Consider the following 20,763-nt stretch of genomic DNA (forward strand, 5'->3'; position numbering starts at 1 on the left):
ATGCCACCCATCAGCAAAGCTGATGACAACGGCGAGACAGGGATGACGCAAACTGCGCCAAGACAGAATCCGCGCTGATAAAGAACCTCACGATGAAAAGAACCTCGCGATCAAAAGGACCCCGCGATGAAACTGCCCTTCGATCTGCGTTCACTGGAGATATTCGTCAGTGTCGTCGAGCATCAGAGCTTCACCGCCGCCGCTCAGGCACTTGGCCTGGCCCAGTCAGCGGTCAGCCAGTCGCTCGCCGGGCTTGAAGGCCGGCTGGGCACCCAACTGCTGGTCAGGGGCTCACGCGGTCTGCGCCTGACACCGGCCGGCGATACGCTGCTCGAGCATGCCCGGCCCCTGCTGCAACAGGCACAGCGCGCGGCACTGGCGATGGCGGAGCTCGAGGGGCTGGTCAAGGGCGAGGTGCGCATCGGCGTCTCCTCGATGCTCGGCTCCTACTACTTCCCGCCCCTGTTGATGGCGTTCAAGGCACGCTACCCCGACATCAAGCTCAGCGTGATCGAGGGCGGCACCCTGAGCCTGCGCCGGATGATCGACAATGCCGAGCTGGACCTGGGCGTCATCGTCGAGGACCAGCTCGGCAGCGACACCCACGGCCTGATTCGACGCCACTTCCTGAGCGAGGAAATGGTGGTCTGCCTGGCGAACGATCATCCGCTGGCCGCCCGCACGCAGATCAGCGTCGAGGAGTTCTTCGCCGAGGAGCTGGTGGTCTTCAAGCGCGGCTACTTTCATCGCGACTTCATCGAGCGCCTGGCCAGCCGGCATGGCCTCGCGCCGAGCATCGCCTTCGAATCGAACCTGATCGCCCTCAACAAGGCGATCGTCGCGCGGGGCTTCGGAATCACCACCTTCCTCAAGCGTGTGGTCGAGGACGACCGTGAAGAGAACAACCTGACCGCCGTATCGTTCGATGAGCCCGCCTGGCTTGAGCTGTCACTCGCCTGGCGCCGCGAACGCGGCCTGTCGCGTGCCGAGCAGGCGCTGGTCGATTTCGTCATTGAACACTCGGCGGCCGATAGACCCGCCACGGACGCCCAGAGCGCTGGGAATCAGACAAGCAGCACTGCGCTGGAGCCCCCTTCCTGAGCAGTGGCTGACATTTTCCCGGGCCCAGAAACGACATCACCCGGCCAGGGCCGGGTGATGTCCAGGAAGACACTTGTCTGTTTCAGTGCGACACGTGATCAGCTCACTGGCTACGCATGGCCAGCTTCATCTGCATGGCCTCGTAGGGCATCGGGCGACGCGACTGCCAGTAGTGCTGGGACCAATAGACGTTGTCGAGCCGCGACAGCTTCACGCCACGCGAGGTGGACGCATGCAGGAAGTAGCCGTTGCCGACGTAGACACCTACATGGTTATAGCGACGCGAGGGTCGGAAGAAGACCAGATCGCCCGGCTTGAGCTGCGACTTGTCGATGCGCTTGCCACGCTTCACCTGGTCGGTGGTGGTACGCGGCAGATCGATACCGAAACCATCACTGAAGACATGCTGCATCAGGGCGGAGCAATCGATGCCGCGGGTGTTGGTTCCCCCCAGACGATAGGGCGTCCCGGCCCAGCGGTCATGCTCTTCCAGCAGGACATCGCGGATGCTCGGCCCTGACATGGCGTAGTCCTGCGGCTCGGCAGCCGGCTGGGACGTGGACTGGCGATAGCGCTTGAGCTTCGGCAATTCCGGCAGGTCCACATCGTAGTAGGCCACATCATTGGACGGTGTTGAGTGACTGGCACAGCCTGCCACACCCAGTGGCAGGATCAGAAAACAGCATAATAACGCGTGGCGCATCCAGCATTCCTCGTCGTGGGCCCGGCGCTGGAAGGGTGAAGGTGAGCAGCGCTTGCGGACGGCGATAACCATTGATGCATGACGATGATCGTTGATCGATCAGAGATAACACGGCGACTATCTGACAGGGTGGGCCAAATCAGGCAGCAGCACACCTTGCAACACGATGACGACAGTCAGATGACAAACCCGAGTCGTTCGCAGGATAGTAGTTCATGTTTCCGCAAACCGTATGCCATTGCCGCACAAGTTAGACCAAAGTATCAGATGAGGTACCCTCTACCGCTCACCCAATCTGAATGGAATCCCGCTCAGTGCAGCGTGCGAGCGTCTCCGCTCAGCACATCCAGATGCAATGCCGGCCAATGACCCGGCCGCGCGCCCGGGAAATCGAGACTCGACCAGGCGCCGGCCAGCGGGGGCGCCGCCGTCAACCATTGGATGAGCGCGTCGCGGAAGCCGCGCAGGAAGCTGTCACGCTGGTCGGTGTCACCCATGAAGAAGGCATAGCCGGCAAACAGTCCCCGGGCATATTCCTTCCAGCTGCCGTAGTGGTCGCGCGCCATCGCATAGGCACTGTCCAGATAGGCGGTGAAGGTCGCCTCGTCCAGCCAGCCCAGCTGTCGCCCGGCAATCGCGAGGTCCACCATCTGGGCGATGTCCCACGCCGCCATGTCCAGCTCGTTGCAGCGCGCCTCGTTGTCTCTAACGCGACGCAGACGGTCCAGATGCACCTGCTCGTCATCGCCGCGCTCGGCGCTTTCCAGCACGTCGATCTCGTTATCGAGGCGGGCGCGATTGAGAGTGTAGGGGCCGTAATTGATCTGGTATTCATCTCGATCACCGGCATCGCGCAGGAAGTCGAGGAAGCCCTTGAGCGCCTCGGCATTGGCGAGACCATAATGACCTTCGAGCCAGCCGCTGAGTTCCTCGACGCCCCGCCCGTACTCGACCATCGGCTCGCCCCAGCACGGTGTATTGAGCGGACCGCTCAGCGCCAGCGCCGTGAAGCGATCCAGACTCGGACGCAGCCCCGGCTCCTGCCAGTCACTGGCGCGCCAGTCGAGCCAATGGAACAGGCTGCCGGGGTCATCGAGATGCCAGCGGATCTCGTTGACCAGCGGATGGTCCTCGAGTTCCGGCACCGCGGATTCCCACACCGCCCAGGCTTCCAGCAGACGCATGGCGTCCGGGTAGTAGCGACACAGGGCGCTGCGCAGACGCTCGGCACACTGCGCCAGCTCATCGGCCGGGAAATCACCACTGTCCTGCACCATCAGCAGATAGAAGGCGTACTTCTCGGCCATCACCACGCTGGCGGGATAGCGATGACAGACGGCCAACCGTTGACGGCGCTCAAGCTCGACGGCATCGGCACGTCCGAAGGGGGTCTGGGCGTCGGGCAAGGCACCACGCGCGGCGTCGGCAGCCAGCTGATTGAGATGATGCGCCTGCGCCGGCAGCCAGAAACGTGCCATGCCCTGCACGCCGTCGCGGGTATCCAGCGCCAGCGTCTCGTTGAGATATTGGCGTGCCTCTTCGCGGCGCGCCGCATCGACCTCAGCAACAAGCCCCTGACGATAGAGCAGGTCCGGCTCGCGGATACTGGCGATGGCCAGCACCCAGTGGCGGCTGTCATTGCGCCACGCACGGATCGCCGCGCGGCAGCGCTCACGCTGGGCGGCAGGTAACAGCGCATGCAGCTCACAACGCAGCGGCGTCAGCGGCGACGCCATCAGCGGACGCCAGTCACTCTCGGTGTCGCGGGTCAGATCGACACCCTCGAACAGGCTGCGACCACGCTGATAGGCGCGGGCCACGCCCTGCCAGTCGGCATAGCGGCGCACCAGCAGGTCGATGCCGTGGGCGGCGAAGTCCTCGCCCTCCTCACGACTCAGCCAGCCGGCACATAACCCGGCAAAGGCGAGATCGACCAGACGCAGCCAGTCCCAGGCGGCGAATTCCAGCGGCTCACCACGATCGAGATACTGCAACAGCAGCTCGCCGTAGGCCGTCGGTGACGGGGGCTTTTCCAGCCCGCCGTCGGCGACGTCGATGCTGGAGGAAGCATGCGCGGGAGCCCCCTTGCGTCCTTCCGACTTGCGTTCGGCCTCTTCCTGAGCCGCATCCGCTTCCAGCTCATCCAGCCACTTGGCACGCTCGCTGTCGCTGGCCGTCATCAGGCGTGCGCTGTCGATGTCCCAGCCATAGCGATGCCCCTGCGAGGCCAGCCACAGCAGCAGACGTATCAGCTCATCACGCCCGGTGATCGCCCAGGTCTCGGCCAGCCAGCGCGTGACATCCGGCCAGTGCGCCGCGGCGTCAAAGCCGCTGGCACCGTCCTCGTGCGGGCCGCTGTCATCATTGGTCAATGACTGTCCACCGAGCCACGGCGAGAAGATGGCGCGCGCCATCCAGACCCGGTCGCGCTCGCCCTGAGGCCAGAGCTGCGTGACCGCCACCGGAGGCTGTGCTTCCAGCGCCTCCTGCAGGCGTGGCCAGGTGACGCCGGCGTCTTCGTGCTCCAACTGGGACAACGCGAGGCTGGCCTCGAAGAAGCCATCATCGCCTCGCGTCCAGCCCGCATCGCTGCGCGAATGGGCCAGCGCCTTGAGCCAGTCATCCAGCGAGGTGAAACGCCCACCGATCGCTGTCAGCAGACGTATCAGCCAGGCACGCGTGCGCGCCTCTGACAGCCAGCCCGCGGTACGTGCCAGCGCCAGCAATTCCAACGCCTCCAGCTGGTGCAGCGGGTCCGGGGTGTCATTGGGGAAGGCCTCCAGCAGACGCCACCCCAGCTCCCCCGCATCCGGGACTTCCTGGGCCTTCAGACGCGCGCACGCCTGGGCCGGTGTCCACACCGTTTCCGGCGCTGCACTGAAGCCCCAACCGCACAACACCAGCTGTTGCCCCCACCAGGCACTCAGGGGTTCGACCAAGGCACACCTCACGACTCGATAGGATTCGACTGACGCAACACTTGCGACCGGGCAACTCGCGACCGGCGGCGCATAGTGTAACGGAAAGGGGCTTGCGGCGATGCCCCTCACGCAGGATAGCGAGCATGAACCACACCATGACGCCCGATGACAAAGGCACTGTCATCGGGCGTCATGGTGTGGGTGGCCGCAGACAGCGCAGACCAAGATTACCGCATTCTCATCACATCAGGATCATCACATCAGGATGTCTTCATGGAGTTCTTGCTGGTCGGGATGCGGAAGAAGGCGCAGTACGCCACCGGCAGCACCACCAGCGTCAGCAGGGTCGCCACGCCCAGCCCGAACACGATCACTACCGCCATGCTCGAGAAGAAGGCGTCCGGGAACAGCGGAATCATGCCCAGCATGGTGGTGATCGCCGCCATCGACACCGGTCGCACACGACTGACGGCCGCCTGCACCACCGCCTGGAAGCGATCCTCCTGCTCATCGAGCTGCACGTTGATCTCTTCCACCAGCACGATGGCATTCTTGAGTACCATGCCGATCAGACTCAAGGTGCCGAGCAACGCCATGAAGGTGAAGGGTGCGCCGAACACGATCAGACCACTGACGATACCGATCAGCGTCAGCGGCACGATGGACCAGATGGCCAGCGCCTGACGCAGATTGGAGAACAGCAGCACCGTGATCACGAACATGCCCAGCAGCCCCATCGGCAGCGAGGAGAACAGCGCCTGCTGAGCTTCGGATGAGGTTTCGTACTCGCCACCCCACTCCAGGTGGTAGCCCTCGGGCAGCTCGATGGCCTCGATCTTGGGACGGATACGCCCCAGTACGCTGGCCGCCGTTTCCCCGGACAGCGGCATCGGCTCGGCGTAGACCGCCAGCATGCGCTGACGATCACGACGCTTGATCAGCGGGTCACGCAACTCGGTCTTGAGCGGCCCCATCACCGAACCCGCCGGCACGTAGGTCTCCTGCTCATCGCTCCAGACGTTGAGGCTCGCCAGGGTGTCGAGGTCGAAGCGCTGACGCTCCTCTCCGCGCAGCAGGATCGGGATCAGCTCGGAACCTTCGCGATAGACACCCACACTCTCACCGTCGCTGTTGATCAGCAGCGCCTGATGCAGTGAATCACGCGTCACACCGACACGCCGCGCCTGATCATCCAGGAATTCTGGCTCGATGCGATTGACGCGATTGCGCCATGACAGACGAATGCTGTCGGCCAGCGGCTCCTCCTCGAAGACGCTACGCACCTTGCCCGCCAGCTGACGCAGCACTGCGGGGTCTTCGCCATAGAGGCGCGCCTCGAGACTCGCCTTCGCCGAGGGCCCGACCTGCAACGCCTGCACCTTGTATTCGACTTCAGGGTACTCGGCGCGTATCAGGCGTATCACCTCCTCCATGCGCGCTTCGCGACTGGCCCGGTCCCGGGTCTCGACGATCAGCTGCCCGAAGCTTGCATAGCTGTCTTCCGGCGAGTAGGTCAGCGTGAAGCGCTGGGCGCCCCCGCCGGTGACACTGGTAACATGATTGACCTTGTCCATCTTGAGCACCTGCTGCTCAAGGTCCGCGATGCGCGCTTCCGTCGCCAGCACATCGGTGCCTTCCGGCATCCAGACATCGACGAAGAACAGCGGTGTCGAGGCATCCGGGAAGAAGGCGTTCTTGACCTGCCCGAAGCTCATCACGGCCACCACCAGCAACGCCACCGCGCCCCCCAGGGTCAGCCAGCGCAGGCGAATCGCCCAGCTCAGCAGGCTGCGGAAGCCACGGAAGATGACGCCACGATAGGGGTCTTCTTCCTGATTCTCGTCCGTGTCACTGCCTGCCGTCTCCCGCGCTTCGCGGAAGAACATGTCGAAGAAGAACGGCGTCAGCGTCAGGGCGGTGATCCAGCTCAACAGCAACGAGTAGCACAGCACCCAGAACAATGACCCGACGAATTCGCCGGTGGCATCCGGCGACAGACCGATGGGCGCGAAGGCGGTGATCGCGATCACCGTGGCCCCCAGCAACGGCATGCGGTTCTGGCTGACGACCTCGAAGGCGGCCTGACGCTTGGTCTTGCCACGCTTGAGGCCGATCAACATGCCCTCGGTGACCACGATGGCATTGTCCACCAGCATGCCCAGCGCGATGATCAAGGCCCCCAGCGAGATCTTCTGCAGCTCGATGCCATGAATCGACATCATCACGAAGGTACCGAGAATGGTGATCAACAGCACCAGCCCCATCAGCACGCCACTCTTGACGCCCATGAACACCAGCAGCACCAGAATCACGATGCCGACGGCCTCGGCCAGGTTGATCAAGAAGCCGGACACCGCCTCATCCACCACCTGCGGCTGGTGATAGACCGTCGTCAGCTCCATGCCCAGCGGCATGCGCGACTCAAGCTCGCCAAGACGCTTGTCGACCAGTTCGCCGACCTCGACCACATTGACACCGGAGGCGAAAGAGATGCCCAGTGACAACGCCGTCTCACCATCGGTGTGGTAGAGACGCGACGGCGATTCGGTGTACTCACGGCTGACCGAGGCGATATCGCCGAGACGAATCAGGCCACCATTGCCGGGACGCCCGACCACCAGACGCTCCAGGTCCTGCACGCTCTGGAACTCGCCACTTGGCTGCAGTTCCAGCGACAGGCCGTTCTGGCGGATACGCCCGGCGTCACCGACCACGTTCTGGGCATTGAGCAGGTTGGCGAGCTGATCCGGTGAGATGTTCAGCGCCTGCATGCGATCACGATCCAGCGCGACGATGACCTGCTCGCTGCGCGCGCCGACGATGGAGACCTTCTTGACCCCCTCCACCAGCGTCAGCTCGCGCTGCAGCAAGTCGGCCTGGTCCTCGAGGTCATGCGCCGAATAGCCCTTGCCGCTCAGGTTGTAGAGCAGCCCGAACACATCGCCGAAGTCGTCATTGACGATCGAGGAGCCACTGCCGGGCGGCAGGCTCGACTGGGCATCATTGATCTTGCGACGCAGCAGGTCCCAGTACTGCTGCATCTCGCCTTCGCGCACGCTGCTCTCGAGCTCCAGCGTGATCTGGGAAAGACCGGAGCTGTTGACCGAGCTGACGCGCTTGAGATTGGGAATCTGCTGGATCGCCTTCTCCAGCGGCAGCGTGACTTCCTCTTCCACCTGCTTGGGCGTCGCGCCCGGATACTGGGTAGTCACCACCGCGTTGCGGATGGTGAACTCGGGAAATTCCAGCTGGCCGAGCCCGAAGAAGGAGGTCACGCCGCCCACCGACAGCAGCAGCACGACCATCCAGCTGATGACCTTGTGTCTCAGGAAATAATCGACCATGGATCAGAGCCCCGCTTCCTTGACCCAGGGACGCACAGGCTCCCCGGCTTCCATGCGACTGGCGCCCGCCGTGACCAGACGGTCACCGGCACTCAGTTCTCCCGTGATCACCAGCCCTTCGCCGGTGGCCTGCAATACCGTGACCGGCACGGCCTCGACGGTGCCCTGGGCGCCAGCTTCCTGCTGCTTGCCCTCGCGCTTGCCCTCATTCTTGCCGTCGTCTGAGCCGGTGTCCGTGGTGGCGTTCTCATTGATCGACTCGCTCGCCTGAGCGTCACCGCCATTGGGCACATAGCGCCACACCACGGCCTGATCCGGACTTTCTTCCCGGGTGACCACCGCCTCGATCGGCACGCGCCACTGGCCCTGGGTCGCCGCCGTCAGCTGCTGCATGTCCAGCTCCACGGTAGCGCTCATGCCTGACAGCACAGTGATGTCCTGCGGCTCCGGCAGCGTCAGGGTGACTTCATAGCTCAGCGAGCCCTCGCTGGCACTGGTGTCATGCTCCTTGTAGCGGGCCGGATAGCGCGACTCGCCACTGCCGAAGCGCACCCAGGCCAGGGCAGCATCCTCAAGGCGCCCGGCCTCGGCACGCTCACGATCGATGGCACGCACCTGACGCTCCGGCATGTTGAAGATCACGTCGATCTGCCCCGGCTGCTGCAGCACGGCAATGGTTTCCTGGGCGGCGACCACCTGATAGTTGTCCACCGGCACGCGCGCGATCACCCCGTCATAGGGTGCCTTGAGATAGGTGTAGCTGAGCTGGTCCTGCGCCTGGGAATACTGGGCCTGCGCCGACTGGAATTCGGCCTGCGCCTCATCGAAGCGCGCCCGACTGATGGCCCCCTTCTCCACCGAGTACTTCATGCGCTTGTAGGTGGCCTGCGCCAGATTGAAGCTGGAGCGGGCATTGTTGAGCTCGCTTCTGGCATCGCGATCATCCAGACGCGCGATCAGTTCGCCCTTCTCGACCTCCTGGCCGGCCTGGACCTTGAGTTCGCGCAGCTCACCGCCGATGCGGAACGACAGGTTGGAGCGCTCCGAGGCCTCGACCACGCCGGGATAGCGCTGGATGACACCGTCGCCTTCATCCGAGAGTGACAGCAACTTGACCGGATGTACCTTCTGCTTCTCCAGCGGTGCCTCGGCCTCACTGCAGGCCGCAAGCCCGAGGGCCAACAGGAGTCCGGCGAACAGCTTGAGGGCGCGGCCTCCCCGCCAGGCGAAAGGAGTACGCAGGTGTGGCTTGGCGCCAGGTCGAAGTTTCATCAGCGGGCCCTTGAGTCGTTGGAATGGAATGGCATAAGCGAAAATCTGTCATCTGTCCGGCTGCGCTGCTGGACTGGCTGCCCTCACTGGCGAAGCGCGATCGCGTCCCAGGCCATCTCGAAGGCCTGGTCGAAGCTGGCAGCGCTGATGGCCGGTACCTGGCACCCGGAGCCCTGCAACAGGCTGTAGATCGACCGGAACATGAATACCTCGATGAGGGCGAGATCGATCTGCTTGAGGATGCCGGTCTGCTGGCCCAGCGCGAAGGCGTCCAGCAAGGGCGCGGCGCGCTCCTGATTGGCCACCCTCAGGGCGTCCTGCATATGGGAAGAGTGCAGAAACTGATCGTGAAAGCGGAACAACGCCGGCTGATGGCGTCCCAGCGCCACCAGAGCATTCCACACTCGACACAGTGCCGATTTCAGCTGCCGGGCAGCCGGCGACAACGGTGACGGCTCGGCCTCGATCGCTTCTGCCGGTTCGGCCTCGAAGGCCTCGATGGCGACCGCGATGATGCGCCGACTGACCTCACGAAAGGTCGCCTCCAGCAGGGCATCCTTGTCACGGTAGTAAAGATAGAGCGTGCCGGGCGACATGCCGGCGGCGCGCGCGATGCGCGCCACGGAGGTCACGGCGAAACCATGCTCGGCCACCTCATGCAGCGTGGCTTCCAGCAACGCCTGCTGCTTGTGTTCATCACGATGGCGCATGGCCCGTCTGCCTCTGGTCTGTTCTGGTCTTGAACGAATCTCAACAAAATAAATGAACGTTCATTTATTTACAACCAGACATTGCGCGTCTGAGTGCATGCACGCGCCATGGACCATGCAGAGCAACTTATGTGAATTAACTTATATAAAAGATCCAACGTGACTGGGGGTCAGAGGAGTCAACGACAAGGCCAGTGAATGCCTGACTCGAACTGCCTGACTCGAAATGACAGGCACGGAATGCCAGATACAGAATGTCAGAAACAAGAAAGCGCAGCTCATCGAGCTGCGCTTCTCTGGAGACATCCACCTGAAAACTGACACGCGCCCGCGGCGCGACTCAGCTCTCGGGATCGATGATCGCGATGATGTGGTCTTCCAGGTCCTGCTGGCGCACCGATACCTCGGAGACGGCAAAGCGTGACACCGAGACCCCGGCGCGCTTGACGCTCCTGGCATCGCCAGTCAACAGCGGGTGCCATTCAGGCAGCTCACGACCTTCATTCAGGCGACGATAGCCGCAGGTTTCCGGCAGCCAGCGCAGCTTGCCCACCGTCTCGACATCCAGCGGGATGCAGCCCGGTACGCGCGTGGCGCGATTGGGATAATCGCGGCAGCTGACCTTGCGCACATCCAGCAGGCGACAGGCGACATCGAGTACCGCGATATCACCACTGTCTTCATCCTCGAACTTGAGCAGGCAGCATTGGCCACAGCCATCGCACAGCGCCTCCCACTCGGCGGTATTCAGCTCCGAGAGTGCGTGGCGCTCCCAGAAACGCTCACGCTTTCCGCCGTCAGGCTGCGGAACATCGCTCATCTTGCTCTCCTCGCCCTGCCGGGCAGCAGGGTCGTTTCATCAGTACGGTCTTGTCTGCCGGACAGGGCGTCAGTAATGCGTTTCCGGCGGTGTCACGCCAATCTCCTTGAGGAGATTTTCCTTGGCCGGCGGCATCTGAAGGTAGAAGCCCTGCTCGCGAATCTTCTCGAGCACCGTGGTGCTGGCAACGCGCGCCAGCGGCTTGTCGGCACGAATCAGCAGTGTCATCAAAGGTGTCGGCGTACCGAAGATGCCCAGCAGGGATTCCGGCACATCCTTGAGTCCACGCGCCTTCTCGACGTAGAGGTACATCTCGTCCTTCTTGGCGCTCTTGTAGATCTCGCAGATCATCTTGTCGTCTGTCATCGGGCTACCCATCATCTTGCAGCGCTTGCGCGCATCAGTGAGCTCTCACGTCACGGGCATGACCCGAGAGCTCACTACCTGTTTGACCTGTTTCTGACCTGTGTTGCTGGCAGACCAGGCTGCGCGAACCTCGCGCATGCCCCTTTGCAGTCTGGCCCACGGAAGCGGCGAGCGTCAGCTCTCGAGCGCCTTGGCCAGGCGCGCGGCCAGCAGTTCACCACGCCAGCCCTGCGGCAAGGGCAACGGCTCACCCTCGTGATCGGCGATCACCAGCGCTTCCATGTCACGGCGCTTGCCGAGAATCTCCGGCTTGAGCTGCTGTGCCTCGGCCACCGCATTGACCTCACGCTTGAGGCGCTTCATGCAGTTCTTCCATTCCGGCGCCAACGGCGATGGCGGCACGCGCGGCAGCTGACTGTCATCGATCATCGCCACGTCCTTGAGCAGCGTCAGCACGGTGTCCCCGTGGCGCTTGATCTGCGGCGGATGCATGCCATCGACCTTGGCCAGCTCGAAGCGATTGGTCGGCAGTCGCTCGCAGATACCGAACAGCTGCGCATCGGCCAGCAGGCGTGAACGCGGCACGTCACGCAGACGAATCTGCTCCTCACGCCAGTCACACAGTACCTGCCAGGCGGCCAAGCCGCGCGGCGAGAGCTTCCACAGGCTGCGATGACGCTTCCAGTACTCCGGGTCCGGCGTGGCACCGCCGCTGCTGCCCGGATCCCGGCAATCCTCTTCAAGCCATGCCATGCGCTCCAGCTCGAGCAACGCATCACGCTGCTCGGACCACACCTGCGGCAGGAACAGCACATCCAGCGCGGCGTAATCACACTGCGCCTGACTCAAGGGGCGCTTGAGCCAGTTGGAACGCGTCTCTTCCTTGGGCACGGTGACGCCTACCACGCGCTCGACCAGACGCTGATAGCCCATCGAGGCTTCGCCACCGGTCAGGCCTTCGGCGATCTGGGTATCGATCAGCGGCGTCGGCGCCACGCCCGCCCAGCGCAGGAAGACTTCCATGTCCTCGCCACAGGCGTGCAGCAGCTTGAGCGGCCCCTCTGCTCCCAGCAGACGCTTGAGCGCCTCGCTGGCCGGCACCACCGTGGGGTCGATCAGGAAGATGCGCGGCGTCTTGCCATCCGCACCGGGCAGCTCACCGTCATGGGCGGCCATCAGCTGCACCAGTGCCGGAATCGGGAAGAAGGTCGACTCGCGGATGAATTCGGTGTCCAACGCCAGCCAATCGGCGCCTTCCAGTTCAACACAGGCATCGGCCAGCGCCTCGGGGGTCTCGACCCAGACGGCCTCGAAATCAAGCTCTGACAGCAGTGCGGTGGCGGGTTGATCACTCATCAGCAAGGAAATCTCGTGGTGACAGGCTTGCCCGGGCAAGCGGAAATTGAAGGTGACGGGCACTCGCCAGACACCGGGCGGTAAACGACCGCGGGCGTGGTGGTTCCTGACCACCACGCCCGCAGACGTGCTGCTGTAGTTGCTTCAATACCGAAGCTGCCTTGAAGCCGAAGCTGCCTTGGAGCCAGTGCCGGTGCTGAACATCGTCGGCACCGGAACCGGTACCGGCATCGCATCAGATCTCGCCGAGGGTGAACGGCAGACGACCGCTGAAGGCACGGCTGAGCGTGCCGCCATCGACGTATTCAAGCTCACCACCCATCGGCACGCCATAGGCCAGGCGCGTCAGCTTGAGCGGCTGCCCACCGTGCTGCACATCGCGAAGCTGCTCGGCGATGTAATGAGCGGTGGCCTCGCCCTCGACCGTCGGGTTGGTGGCCAGCACCAGCTCCTCGATCTGGCTCTCACGGACGCGGGTTTCCAGCGCATCCAGCCCGATATCCTCGGGCCCGATGCCATCCAGCGGTGACAGATGGCCGTGCAGCACGAAATAGCGCCCCACATAGCCACCCGCACCCTCGATGGCGAGCTGGTCGGCGGGCGATTCCACCACGCACAGCACGCGCTCATCACGCCGCGGACTCAGGCACAGCTGACAGACCTCTTCCTCGGTCAACGTGCGACAGCGCGCGCAATAGCCGACGCGCTCCAGCGCCTCGCCCAGCACACCGACCAGACGATCGGCGCCCATGCGATCACGCTCCAGCAGATGCAGCGCCATGCGCTGTGCCGTTCTCGGGCCAACGCCCGGCAACACGCGCAAGGCATCCAGCAACTGATCTACCAGCGGCGAAAATCCCATCAGAACGGCATCTTGAAGCCGGCCGGAAGGTTCATGCCAGCAGTCGCCTCTTCCATCTGCTTCTTGGAATTGACTTCGACCTTGCGCACCGCGTCATTGACGGCGGCCGCCAGCAGATCTTCCAGCAGCTCCTTGTCTTCTTCCATCAGGCTCGGATCGATCTCGACGCGCGCGACGTCATGACGACCGTTCATGGTGACCTTGACCATGCCCGCGCCGGATTCGCCCTGGACTTCCGCCTTGGCGGCTTCTTCCTGGACCTTCTGCATGCGCTCCTGCATTTCCTGCGCCTGCTTCATGATGTTACCCATACCGCCTTTTCCACCGAACATGGCTCACCTCATCAATAACGTGTTGAACATGACCTAACGATAAAAACTGTCTGCCAGACGTGCCATGTCGTGGCACCTCCGGCCTGTGGTGTGCATGCCTTGCCGGCACACACACCGTAAATCCGGGGAAGCATCAGTGGTGACCGGCACCGTCGACACTCGGTCGAAACTGCCCAGAGCGTCAGAAATCGTCCGGCTCGAAGGAGTTGACGCTCTCCTCGATCAGGCGCGCGCCCAGCTGTTGCTCCATGGACTGGATATGCGGGTCAGCACGCAAGGCTTCAACCGCGCGCACGTGACGTTCACCCAGCAGACGAATGCGACGACTGTGCGGCGTTTCCAGACCTTCCGGCAGCGGCGCGACGCTGATCTCCAGCACACGCTCCACGCCCTGGCCCGCCAGCGCCTTGCGAATGCGGTCCTGATGGACTTCAGCCATCATCGCCGACTGGGCGGGGTCCAGCCTCAGCTTGAGGTGGGTGCCGTCATCGTGCTCGACCAGACAATGCGCGCCGATATTGCGCGTGATGCCGCCCAGCCCCAGTGAGGGGAACAGCTCCAGCCACGCCGCATGATTCAAGCGACCATCGGCACTCGGGGCACTTGGTGCAGGCACTGCCGTAGGTGCCGGCTCCGGCATTGGTTGCGCTGCCACGGCCGGCTCGCTGGCGACCGGCTCGGGCGTGACAGACTCAGACACGACCGGCTCCGGCATGACAGGCTCAGACACGACCGGCTCAGGCGCCGGCGATGCAGCGGGCTCGGGTCGTGCTGGCGCTGCCATTTCAGCTTCAGGGGGCGGCGGGGCCGATGACTCAGCAGCCTCTGGCTGTGCTGACGAACCGAAGGCGGCACTCAGGCGTGACATCGCCGAGCTGGGAGCAGCGGGGGTCTGTGCGGAAGCCGCTGTCTGTGCTGGTTCCGGTTCTGGCGCGGCCGCTGGCTGAGGCGCGTCTTGCGCTACGTCGCGAAAGCCGGCATCCCGGGCGTCCTGCGGAACGTCCTCCGTCGCCCACGGGGGCGGCTCATCGGCCATCGGCGGCTTTGCTTCGGTCGCTGGCTCAGCAACTGGTGCAGCAGGCTGGGGCGCGGCCGCCACCGGGGCCGCCGGCGCTTGCTGAGGCTGAGCCGGGGCTTCTTGAACAGGGGCCTGCTGAGCCGGAGCTGCTTGAACAGAAGCCTGTTGGACGGGCGCTTGCTGGACAGGCGCCGAGGCTTGAGCGCCAGGCGCGTTCGCACCCTCCGCCTGGCCGATCATCGGCAGCGGCGTCTGCGCCGGGCGCGGTACGCCCTGCGGGCGGAAGGCCAGCATGCGCAGCAGCGTCATTTCCAGCGCAGTGCGCGCATCGGGGGCGTTGGCCATGTCGCCACGTCCCTGCAGGGCGATCTGATAATAGAGCTGCACGTCTTCGCCGGTGAAGCGGCTGGCCAGTGCCAGCAGCGCATCACGGTCACCATGGCCGTTGTCCAGTGCGCTCGGCACCATCTGGGCGATCGCCAGGCGATGGAAGACGGAGGCCATGTCATCCAGCACCCCGCCGTAGTCCGGCCCCTGTTCGGCCAGTGTCGCCACCTCCGCCAGCAGACTGGCGGCATCCAGCGAGGCCAGACACTCCAGCAGCGCCAGCACATGGCGGTGATCCAGCGTGCCGAGCATGGCGGCGACATCTTCGCGCCGCACCTGACCATGGCCGAAGGCGATCGCCTGGTCGGTCAGACTCATGGCGTCACGCATCGAACCATCGGCGGCCTTGCCGAGCAGCCACAGCGCGTCTTCCTCGAAGCTAACTTCCTCGCGGGCGAGAATGTCAGACAGGTGCTCGACCACACGCACCGGCGGCATGTTCTTGAGCGTGAACTGCAGGCAGCGCGACAGGATGGTGACCGGCAGCTTCTGCGGATCCGTGGTCGCGAGCAGGAACTTCACATGGGGCGGCGGCTCTTCCAGCGTCTTGAGCAGCGCATTGAAACTGTGGGTCGACAGCATGTGCACCTCATCGATGAGGTACACCTTGTAGCGGCCCTGGGTCGGGGCGTACTGGACGTTGTCCAGCAGCTCACGCGTGTCCTCGACCTTGGTCCGCGAGGCGGCGTCGACTTCGATCAGGTCGACGAAGCGGCCTTCATCGATCTCGCGACAGGTGCCACACACGCCACACGGCCTGGAGCTGACGCCTTCTTCACAGTTCAGGCACTTGGCCAGAATGCGTGCCAGCGTCGTCTTGCCGACACCGCGAGTCCCGGTGAACAGATAGGCATGGTGCAGGCGCCCCTGATCGAGGGCATTGACCAGCGCACGGCTGACATGCTCCTGACCGATCAGTTCGTGAAAATTGCGCGGGCGCCACTTGCGCGCCAATACCTGATAGCTCATTGAGCGGGGCATTCCTTGGGCGATCTGAAACATGAGCTGAAACCTGCACGACCCGGTTGGGCTTTAACCCCCGACGGTCGACAGACGGAGACCGATGAAAAGGCCTCGCTGAGAATGCGCTCATTCTAGCGACTTGCCGAGTGGCTTCAAAGCACGATGCCACTTGCGCAGCAGGATTGGTGGCGCGACGCCGGATGACAGGTGTGGTGCGCCCCCGAATTGCGGGCACGACGAAACGCCAAGCGGGGCTCGGGTCAGGCAGGAGATGACAGATTCAGACAGCGAGGGCATGGCGAAAGGCTTCAGGCAGCGTGAAGCGAAGGTCTTGCAGAGGATTGCAATAGAGCGTTGTACAGCAGGCGGGATGATGCGGACATTTCACGAGCAGCCACTTTCAGGACCCTGAAATGGAGGCGGCCCCATCAGCCACATCCCGGCACACGCGTCAGCCACTACCGTTGCTCCCTTCCGGGCCTGGCGGGGTTTGCAGCCTAGCATTGCGGGAGGACCGACAGGGCCACCACAGATATGATCATTCGGTGAACTACCGAGCCAATCGCTTGAACTTCAAGCACTTGGCGTGATCAAGGCGCACACTATAACAGCGCATCGCCGCCCTCACAAGGGGAGATCACGCCTCGGGTTATTGCGTTGCCTCACGCGCTCGGCGGTGACGGAAATGACGCGTCATCACCGGTAGCAACAGCATCAGGACGATCAGGCGCAGCAGGTGATGGAAGGCGACGAAGATCGGGTCGAGATCGAGCGCCACCGCCAATAACGCCATCTCGCCGATACCGCCGGGGGCCAGAGCGAGAAAGGCCACATCACGCGGCACGCCCATCAGCTGATGGATCAGTTCGGCAAAACAGCCCAGCACCGACAGCGCGATCAGGGTCGCCACGCCCGACTGGCCCATCACCCCGACCAGCACACGCGGCTTGAGGCCCTTGAAGCGCGCCCCGATGGCGCAGCCAAGTATCAGCTGCATGACATCGGTCCCCCATACCGGTGGCGAGAAACGCACCACGTCACCCAGCGACAGCACCAGTGCCAGCAACAGCGGCGCCAGCAGCGAGGCATTGGGAATGCGCAGTCGCCTGGCAAGGGGCAGCAGCATCGGCAGCACCGCGATCAGCCACAAGCCGCTTACCGCCACATCACTGCCGATGCCGGGCGTACCCGCCGCGCCCTCCAGCACCCAATAGAGCGGTGGCAGAATCATGATCACCAGCAGCACCCGCAACGACTGCGCCACCGCGATGCGCTGCGGATCGCCACCGATACGCTCGCCGATCACCACCATCGCCGTCAACGCGCCGGGCACCGAGGAAAACCACGCACTGGTGGCGTCAAAACCACAGCGGCGATACCAGGCGGCGCAGACCAGCGTCGAGGCCCACACCCCCGCCAGCAACAACAACGCCGACAACCACCAGCTGGAGAGGTGCGAGACCAGCTCCGGCGAGACGCGGGCGCCCAGCGTCAGACCCAGCACCCCCAGAAACAGATTGCGCAGCCGGTCCGGCACACCAAGTTTCAGCCCGGCCATCGCGCCCAGCAGATTGGCGACCAGCGGCCCCAGCATCCACGCCAGCGGCATGCCGGTGAGCTGGAACAGCCAGCCGCCCACCACGCCCAGCGCCAGCGAGGTCAGCAGCGGCCTGAACGAGGCGACAGCCTTGAGCGACATGACAGCCGTGAGCCAATGGGCTGGCGAGAGACGAGAGGCGCGCGCCTTGAGGCGCTGCAATGGCGGAATGGATGGCATGCTGGCTTCCTTGTCAGCGACACGAAACAGGCCACCAATGATACGCTGGCGCAAGCGCCATTGGCTGCCTGTTTGAGGCAATATTGTGCCTTCAAGCGGGCCGTGCAGGTCGCAGACCGGCCCTGAGCCTGACTCTCATCACTCTTGTCGCGTACCTGACGCGCCCTTGCGGAGCCCGGATGACTTCTCCCGACTCACTCCCCTCAGCGACTGACGATTCAGCGGCTGACGCATCAGCGCATAGCCCAGCCACCGCCCCGCCCCCGGCCCTGCTGCTGGTCGAGGACGACGCCCTGCTGTCCAGCACGCTGTGCAGCGTCTTTTGCGCCGAGGGCCTTGCGGTCACCCACCTGGCCGACGGCGCCGCGGCGCTTGCCCGCCTGGCGGCCAGCCGCGATCACGGCTTCGCGCTGATCGTGCTCGACCTCAACCTGCCCGGCGCTTCCGGACTCGAGATTCTCGCCGCGCTGCGCCAGCATGATCGCCAGACACCGGTGCTGATTCTCACCGCGCGTGGCGCCATCGAAGATCGCGTGCGCGGACTGGACCTGGGCGCCGATGACTATCTTGCCAAGCCCTTCGTGCTCGATGAGCTGGAAGCCCGCGTGCGCGCCCTGCTGCGCCGCCATGCCACTCTTCAGGCCAGTCAGCAGGCCAGCCAGCAGCCGGCGCCCTCGCTTGGCATCGCCCCACGCCTGACTCTCGGCAGCCTGACCTTCGAGCCACTCAATGCACGCTTTCTGCTCGCCGAGGCCCCGTTGGCGCTGCCGCCCCGCGAGCAGCGCCTGCTGGGCTGTCTGATCCAGCATGCCGGCGAGCCGGTCGACAAGGCGCGTCTGACTCGCGAGGCCTTCGGTGAGGAGGAAGCCGTGGGCGACAATGCCATCGAGGTCTATGTGCATCGCCTGCGCAAGCGCCTGGAAGGCAGCGACGTCAATCTGCGCACCATCCGCGGCCTTGGCTATCTACTGGAACAGACCATGGACACCAGCGCTTGAATTCCGCCCCCTCACCACGCCCACAGACAGAGGCAAAACGCAGCATCAGCCTCTATCGACGCCTTCTGAGCTGGCTGCTGCTGCCCTTGCTGGCGCTGGGTACTCTATTGCTGGTGCAGGCCTTCCTGTCGGCGCGCGAGGCAGCGGACCGCGCCTACGACCGGCTGCTCGAGGCCTCGCTGGTCACCATCGCGGAACAGGTCAAATGGCAGGACGGCCAGTTGTGGCTCGACCTGCCGCCCGCCGCCCTCGAGATGCTGGCCACCGACGCCCAGGAACGCGTCTTCTACAGCCTGGTGGACGCCGATGGCGAGCAGGTCACCGGCAATACCCACCTGCCGGACGCCAATCGCGCCGCCGATGGTCGCCTGGCCCCACAGGAAACGCTCGGACGCAGCGGCGAGCTGTCGTTTCGCGATATCGCCTGGCAGGGACAGGCACTGCGGCTGGGCAGCCTGGATACCCGGCTGGGCGGCTGGGGCGACGACCCACGCCACGGCCAGCGCTACAGCATTCGCGTCGCCCATACCCGCGAGGGGCGAGACACCCTGACGCGTGAGCTGTTCAGTGGTTCGCTGGTGCGTCTGGCGGGGATGGCAACCCTGGCACTGCTGGTGGTGCTGATCGGCGTGCGACTGGCGTTGTCGCCGCTGACCCGCTTGCGGCGTGCCATTCGCGAACGTGACTCGCGCAGCCTGGCACCGCTCAACCTGCCCCTGCCGCGCGAGCTCGAGGAGCTCAAGCACACCATCAATGACCTGCTGGCGCGCATGCGCCGAGTGCGCGCCAATCAGGAGCGCTTCATCGGTGACGCCTCACACCAGCTGCGCACCCCGCTGGCAGGACTCTCCGCGCACGCCGAGCTGGCACTGCGCCAGCAGGACCCCAGCGCCTGGCATGCCGCGCTGGGCCAGATGCAGGCCACCGCCAGCCATACCGCCCATCTGGCCAATCAGTTGCTGTCGCTGACACGCCTCAACAACCCGGAGGTGCAGCCGCCGCGCGTGCCGCTGGAGCTGTCGGCGCTGGCGCGCGCCACCGTCAGCCGCCTGTTCCTGCGCTGTGATCGCGCCGGGGTGGACCTCGGCCTCGAGATCGCCCCGGATATCGACGGCGCCGCCTGGACGCTGGGCGTCGAGTGGCAGCTTGAGGAGGCACTGGCCAACCTGATCGACAATGCCTGCAAGCACGGCGCGCGTACCGTCACACTCACCCTGAACCGGATGGCGGCGCCGAGCGATGCTCTTCCAGCACTATCGGACAGTGCCACGCTGGCGGGCCGCTGGCGGCTGAGTGTCGAGGATGACGGCCCGGGTATCGACGCCGAGCGACGCCTGCTGGTGCTGCGCCCCTTCCACCGCAACACCCAGCCGGACAGTCACGATCAGATGCCAGCGCAGCAGCCCGATGAGTTCAAGCATCACGAGGGTGCCGGACTGGGGCTGGCGATCGTCGATGGTATCGCGCGACATCATGATGCGCGCCTGACGCTCAGCGACGCGACAGCACGCAGCGTGACGCAGGCTGCTGATCCTGCATCCCGCACAGACGATGCAACCCGCGCAGCCGACGCAGACAAGACAGACGAGACAGGCGCGTCCTGCGGGTTATGCGTCAGTCTGCATCTAGCACCTTGTGCAGCGCCTGAGGTGAGAGTGGATGGGGACGATGAATCGGCACAGGCCGGCAAGCCTGCACCGACAGGAGGCACAGCATGCTAGCGCGACGACCGCGAATCGGGCGGCAGCGCCCTGACAATCACAGCTCTGACAATCACGGCCCTGACAGTCACGGCCCTGTGAATCAAGGCCCGGGCAGACAGCGCGCTGGAAG

General features: G+C 64.4%; 15 protein-coding genes and 1 other RNA gene. 3 read left to right on the top strand and 13 right to left on the bottom strand.

Annotation, left to right across the window (positions count from 1 at the left end):
- Positions 1 to 126 precede the first annotated feature (126 nt).
- On the top strand, positions 127 to 1,101 hold the full coding sequence (locus F8A90_RS13870) for a LysR family transcriptional regulator (protein ID WP_200017506.1): 975 nt from the start codon (positions 127 to 129) through the stop codon (positions 1,099 to 1,101).
- A gap of 103 nt (positions 1,102 to 1,204) precedes the next feature.
- On the opposite strand, the gene F8A90_RS13875 is transcribed toward F8A90_RS13870, so the two are convergent.
- From F8A90_RS13875 to F8A90_RS13935, 13 genes are all read right to left on the bottom strand, one after another.
- Positions 1,205 to 1,804: a C40 family peptidase gene (locus F8A90_RS13875; RefSeq protein WP_200017507.1), complete on the bottom strand. Its 600-nt coding sequence runs from the start codon at positions 1,802 to 1,804 to the stop codon at positions 1,205 to 1,207.
- A gap of 311 nt (positions 1,805 to 2,115) precedes the next feature.
- Positions 2,116 to 4,743 (bottom strand): DUF1266 domain-containing protein, encoded by a 2,628-nt coding sequence (locus tag F8A90_RS13880; protein WP_200017508.1) that lies wholly within the window; start codon positions 4,741 to 4,743, stop codon positions 2,116 to 2,118.
- Positions 4,744 to 4,985: 242 nt separating this feature from the next.
- Positions 4,986 to 8,069: an efflux RND transporter permease subunit gene (locus F8A90_RS13885; protein WP_200017509.1), complete on the bottom strand. Its 3,084-nt coding sequence runs from the start codon at positions 8,067 to 8,069 to the stop codon at positions 4,986 to 4,988.
- Between the two features lie 3 nt (positions 8,070 to 8,072).
- The gene (locus tag F8A90_RS13890) at positions 8,073 to 9,341 is read right to left on the bottom strand and encodes an efflux RND transporter periplasmic adaptor subunit (RefSeq protein WP_166018939.1); all 1,269 of its coding nucleotides are present in this window, start codon (positions 9,339 to 9,341) and stop codon (positions 8,073 to 8,075) included.
- Positions 9,342 to 9,424: 83 nt separating this feature from the next.
- Complete coding sequence (locus F8A90_RS13895; protein ID WP_166018940.1) at positions 9,425 to 10,051, bottom strand: TetR/AcrR family transcriptional regulator; 627 nt, start codon at positions 10,049 to 10,051, stop codon at positions 9,425 to 9,427.
- A gap of 340 nt (positions 10,052 to 10,391) precedes the next feature.
- Positions 10,392 to 10,871, bottom strand: a complete 480-nt coding sequence (locus F8A90_RS13900; protein ID WP_166018941.1) for a YcgN family cysteine cluster protein — start codon at positions 10,869 to 10,871, stop codon at positions 10,392 to 10,394.
- A gap of 69 nt (positions 10,872 to 10,940) precedes the next feature.
- Complete coding sequence (locus F8A90_RS13905) at positions 10,941 to 11,237, bottom strand: YcgL domain-containing protein (protein WP_043333897.1); 297 nt, start codon at positions 11,235 to 11,237, stop codon at positions 10,941 to 10,943.
- Positions 11,238 to 11,411: 174 nt separating this feature from the next.
- Positions 11,412 to 12,593, bottom strand: coding sequence for a ribonuclease D (gene rnd / locus F8A90_RS13910; RefSeq protein ID WP_200017510.1), 1,182 nt, complete (start codon positions 12,591 to 12,593; stop codon positions 11,412 to 11,414).
- 235 nt (positions 12,594 to 12,828) lie between these two features.
- Entirely contained in the window at positions 12,829 to 13,455 is a 627-nt protein-coding gene (gene recR, locus F8A90_RS13915) for a recombination mediator RecR (protein ID WP_043333870.1), read from the bottom strand.
- Complete coding sequence (locus F8A90_RS13920) at positions 13,455 to 13,787, bottom strand: YbaB/EbfC family nucleoid-associated protein (protein ID WP_043333871.1); 333 nt, start codon at positions 13,785 to 13,787, stop codon at positions 13,455 to 13,457. The genes recR and F8A90_RS13920 overlap by 1 nt, the downstream gene beginning before the upstream one ends.
- A gap of 181 nt (positions 13,788 to 13,968) precedes the next feature.
- The gene (dnaX, locus tag F8A90_RS13925) at positions 13,969 to 16,161 is read right to left on the bottom strand and encodes a DNA polymerase III subunit gamma/tau (protein WP_200017511.1); all 2,193 of its coding nucleotides are present in this window, start codon (positions 16,159 to 16,161) and stop codon (positions 13,969 to 13,971) included.
- A 417-nt stretch (positions 16,162 to 16,578) separates the two neighbouring features.
- Positions 16,579 to 16,675: signal recognition particle sRNA small type (ffs, locus tag F8A90_RS13930), an RNA gene on the bottom strand.
- A 129-nt stretch (positions 16,676 to 16,804) separates the two neighbouring features.
- Entirely contained in the window at positions 16,805 to 17,932 is a 1,128-nt protein-coding gene (locus tag F8A90_RS13935; protein WP_325096924.1) for an AbrB family transcriptional regulator, read from the bottom strand.
- A gap of 179 nt (positions 17,933 to 18,111) precedes the next feature.
- On the opposite strand from F8A90_RS13935, the gene F8A90_RS13940 reads away from it, so the two are divergent.
- Both F8A90_RS13940 and F8A90_RS13945 read left to right on the top strand, forming a co-directional pair.
- Positions 18,112 to 18,930: a response regulator transcription factor gene (locus F8A90_RS13940; protein ID WP_200017512.1), complete on the top strand. Its 819-nt coding sequence runs from the start codon at positions 18,112 to 18,114 to the stop codon at positions 18,928 to 18,930.
- Complete coding sequence (locus F8A90_RS13945) at positions 18,927 to 20,651, top strand: sensor histidine kinase (protein ID WP_233593340.1); 1,725 nt, start codon at positions 18,927 to 18,929, stop codon at positions 20,649 to 20,651. Before F8A90_RS13940 ends, F8A90_RS13945 begins: the two co-directional genes overlap by 4 nt.
- Positions 20,652 to 20,763 lie beyond the last annotated feature (112 nt).

This window comes from Cobetia sp. cqz5-12 (assembly GCF_016495405.1).
In the GTDB taxonomy this organism is placed as follows: Bacteria; Pseudomonadota; Gammaproteobacteria; order Pseudomonadales; family Halomonadaceae; genus Cobetia.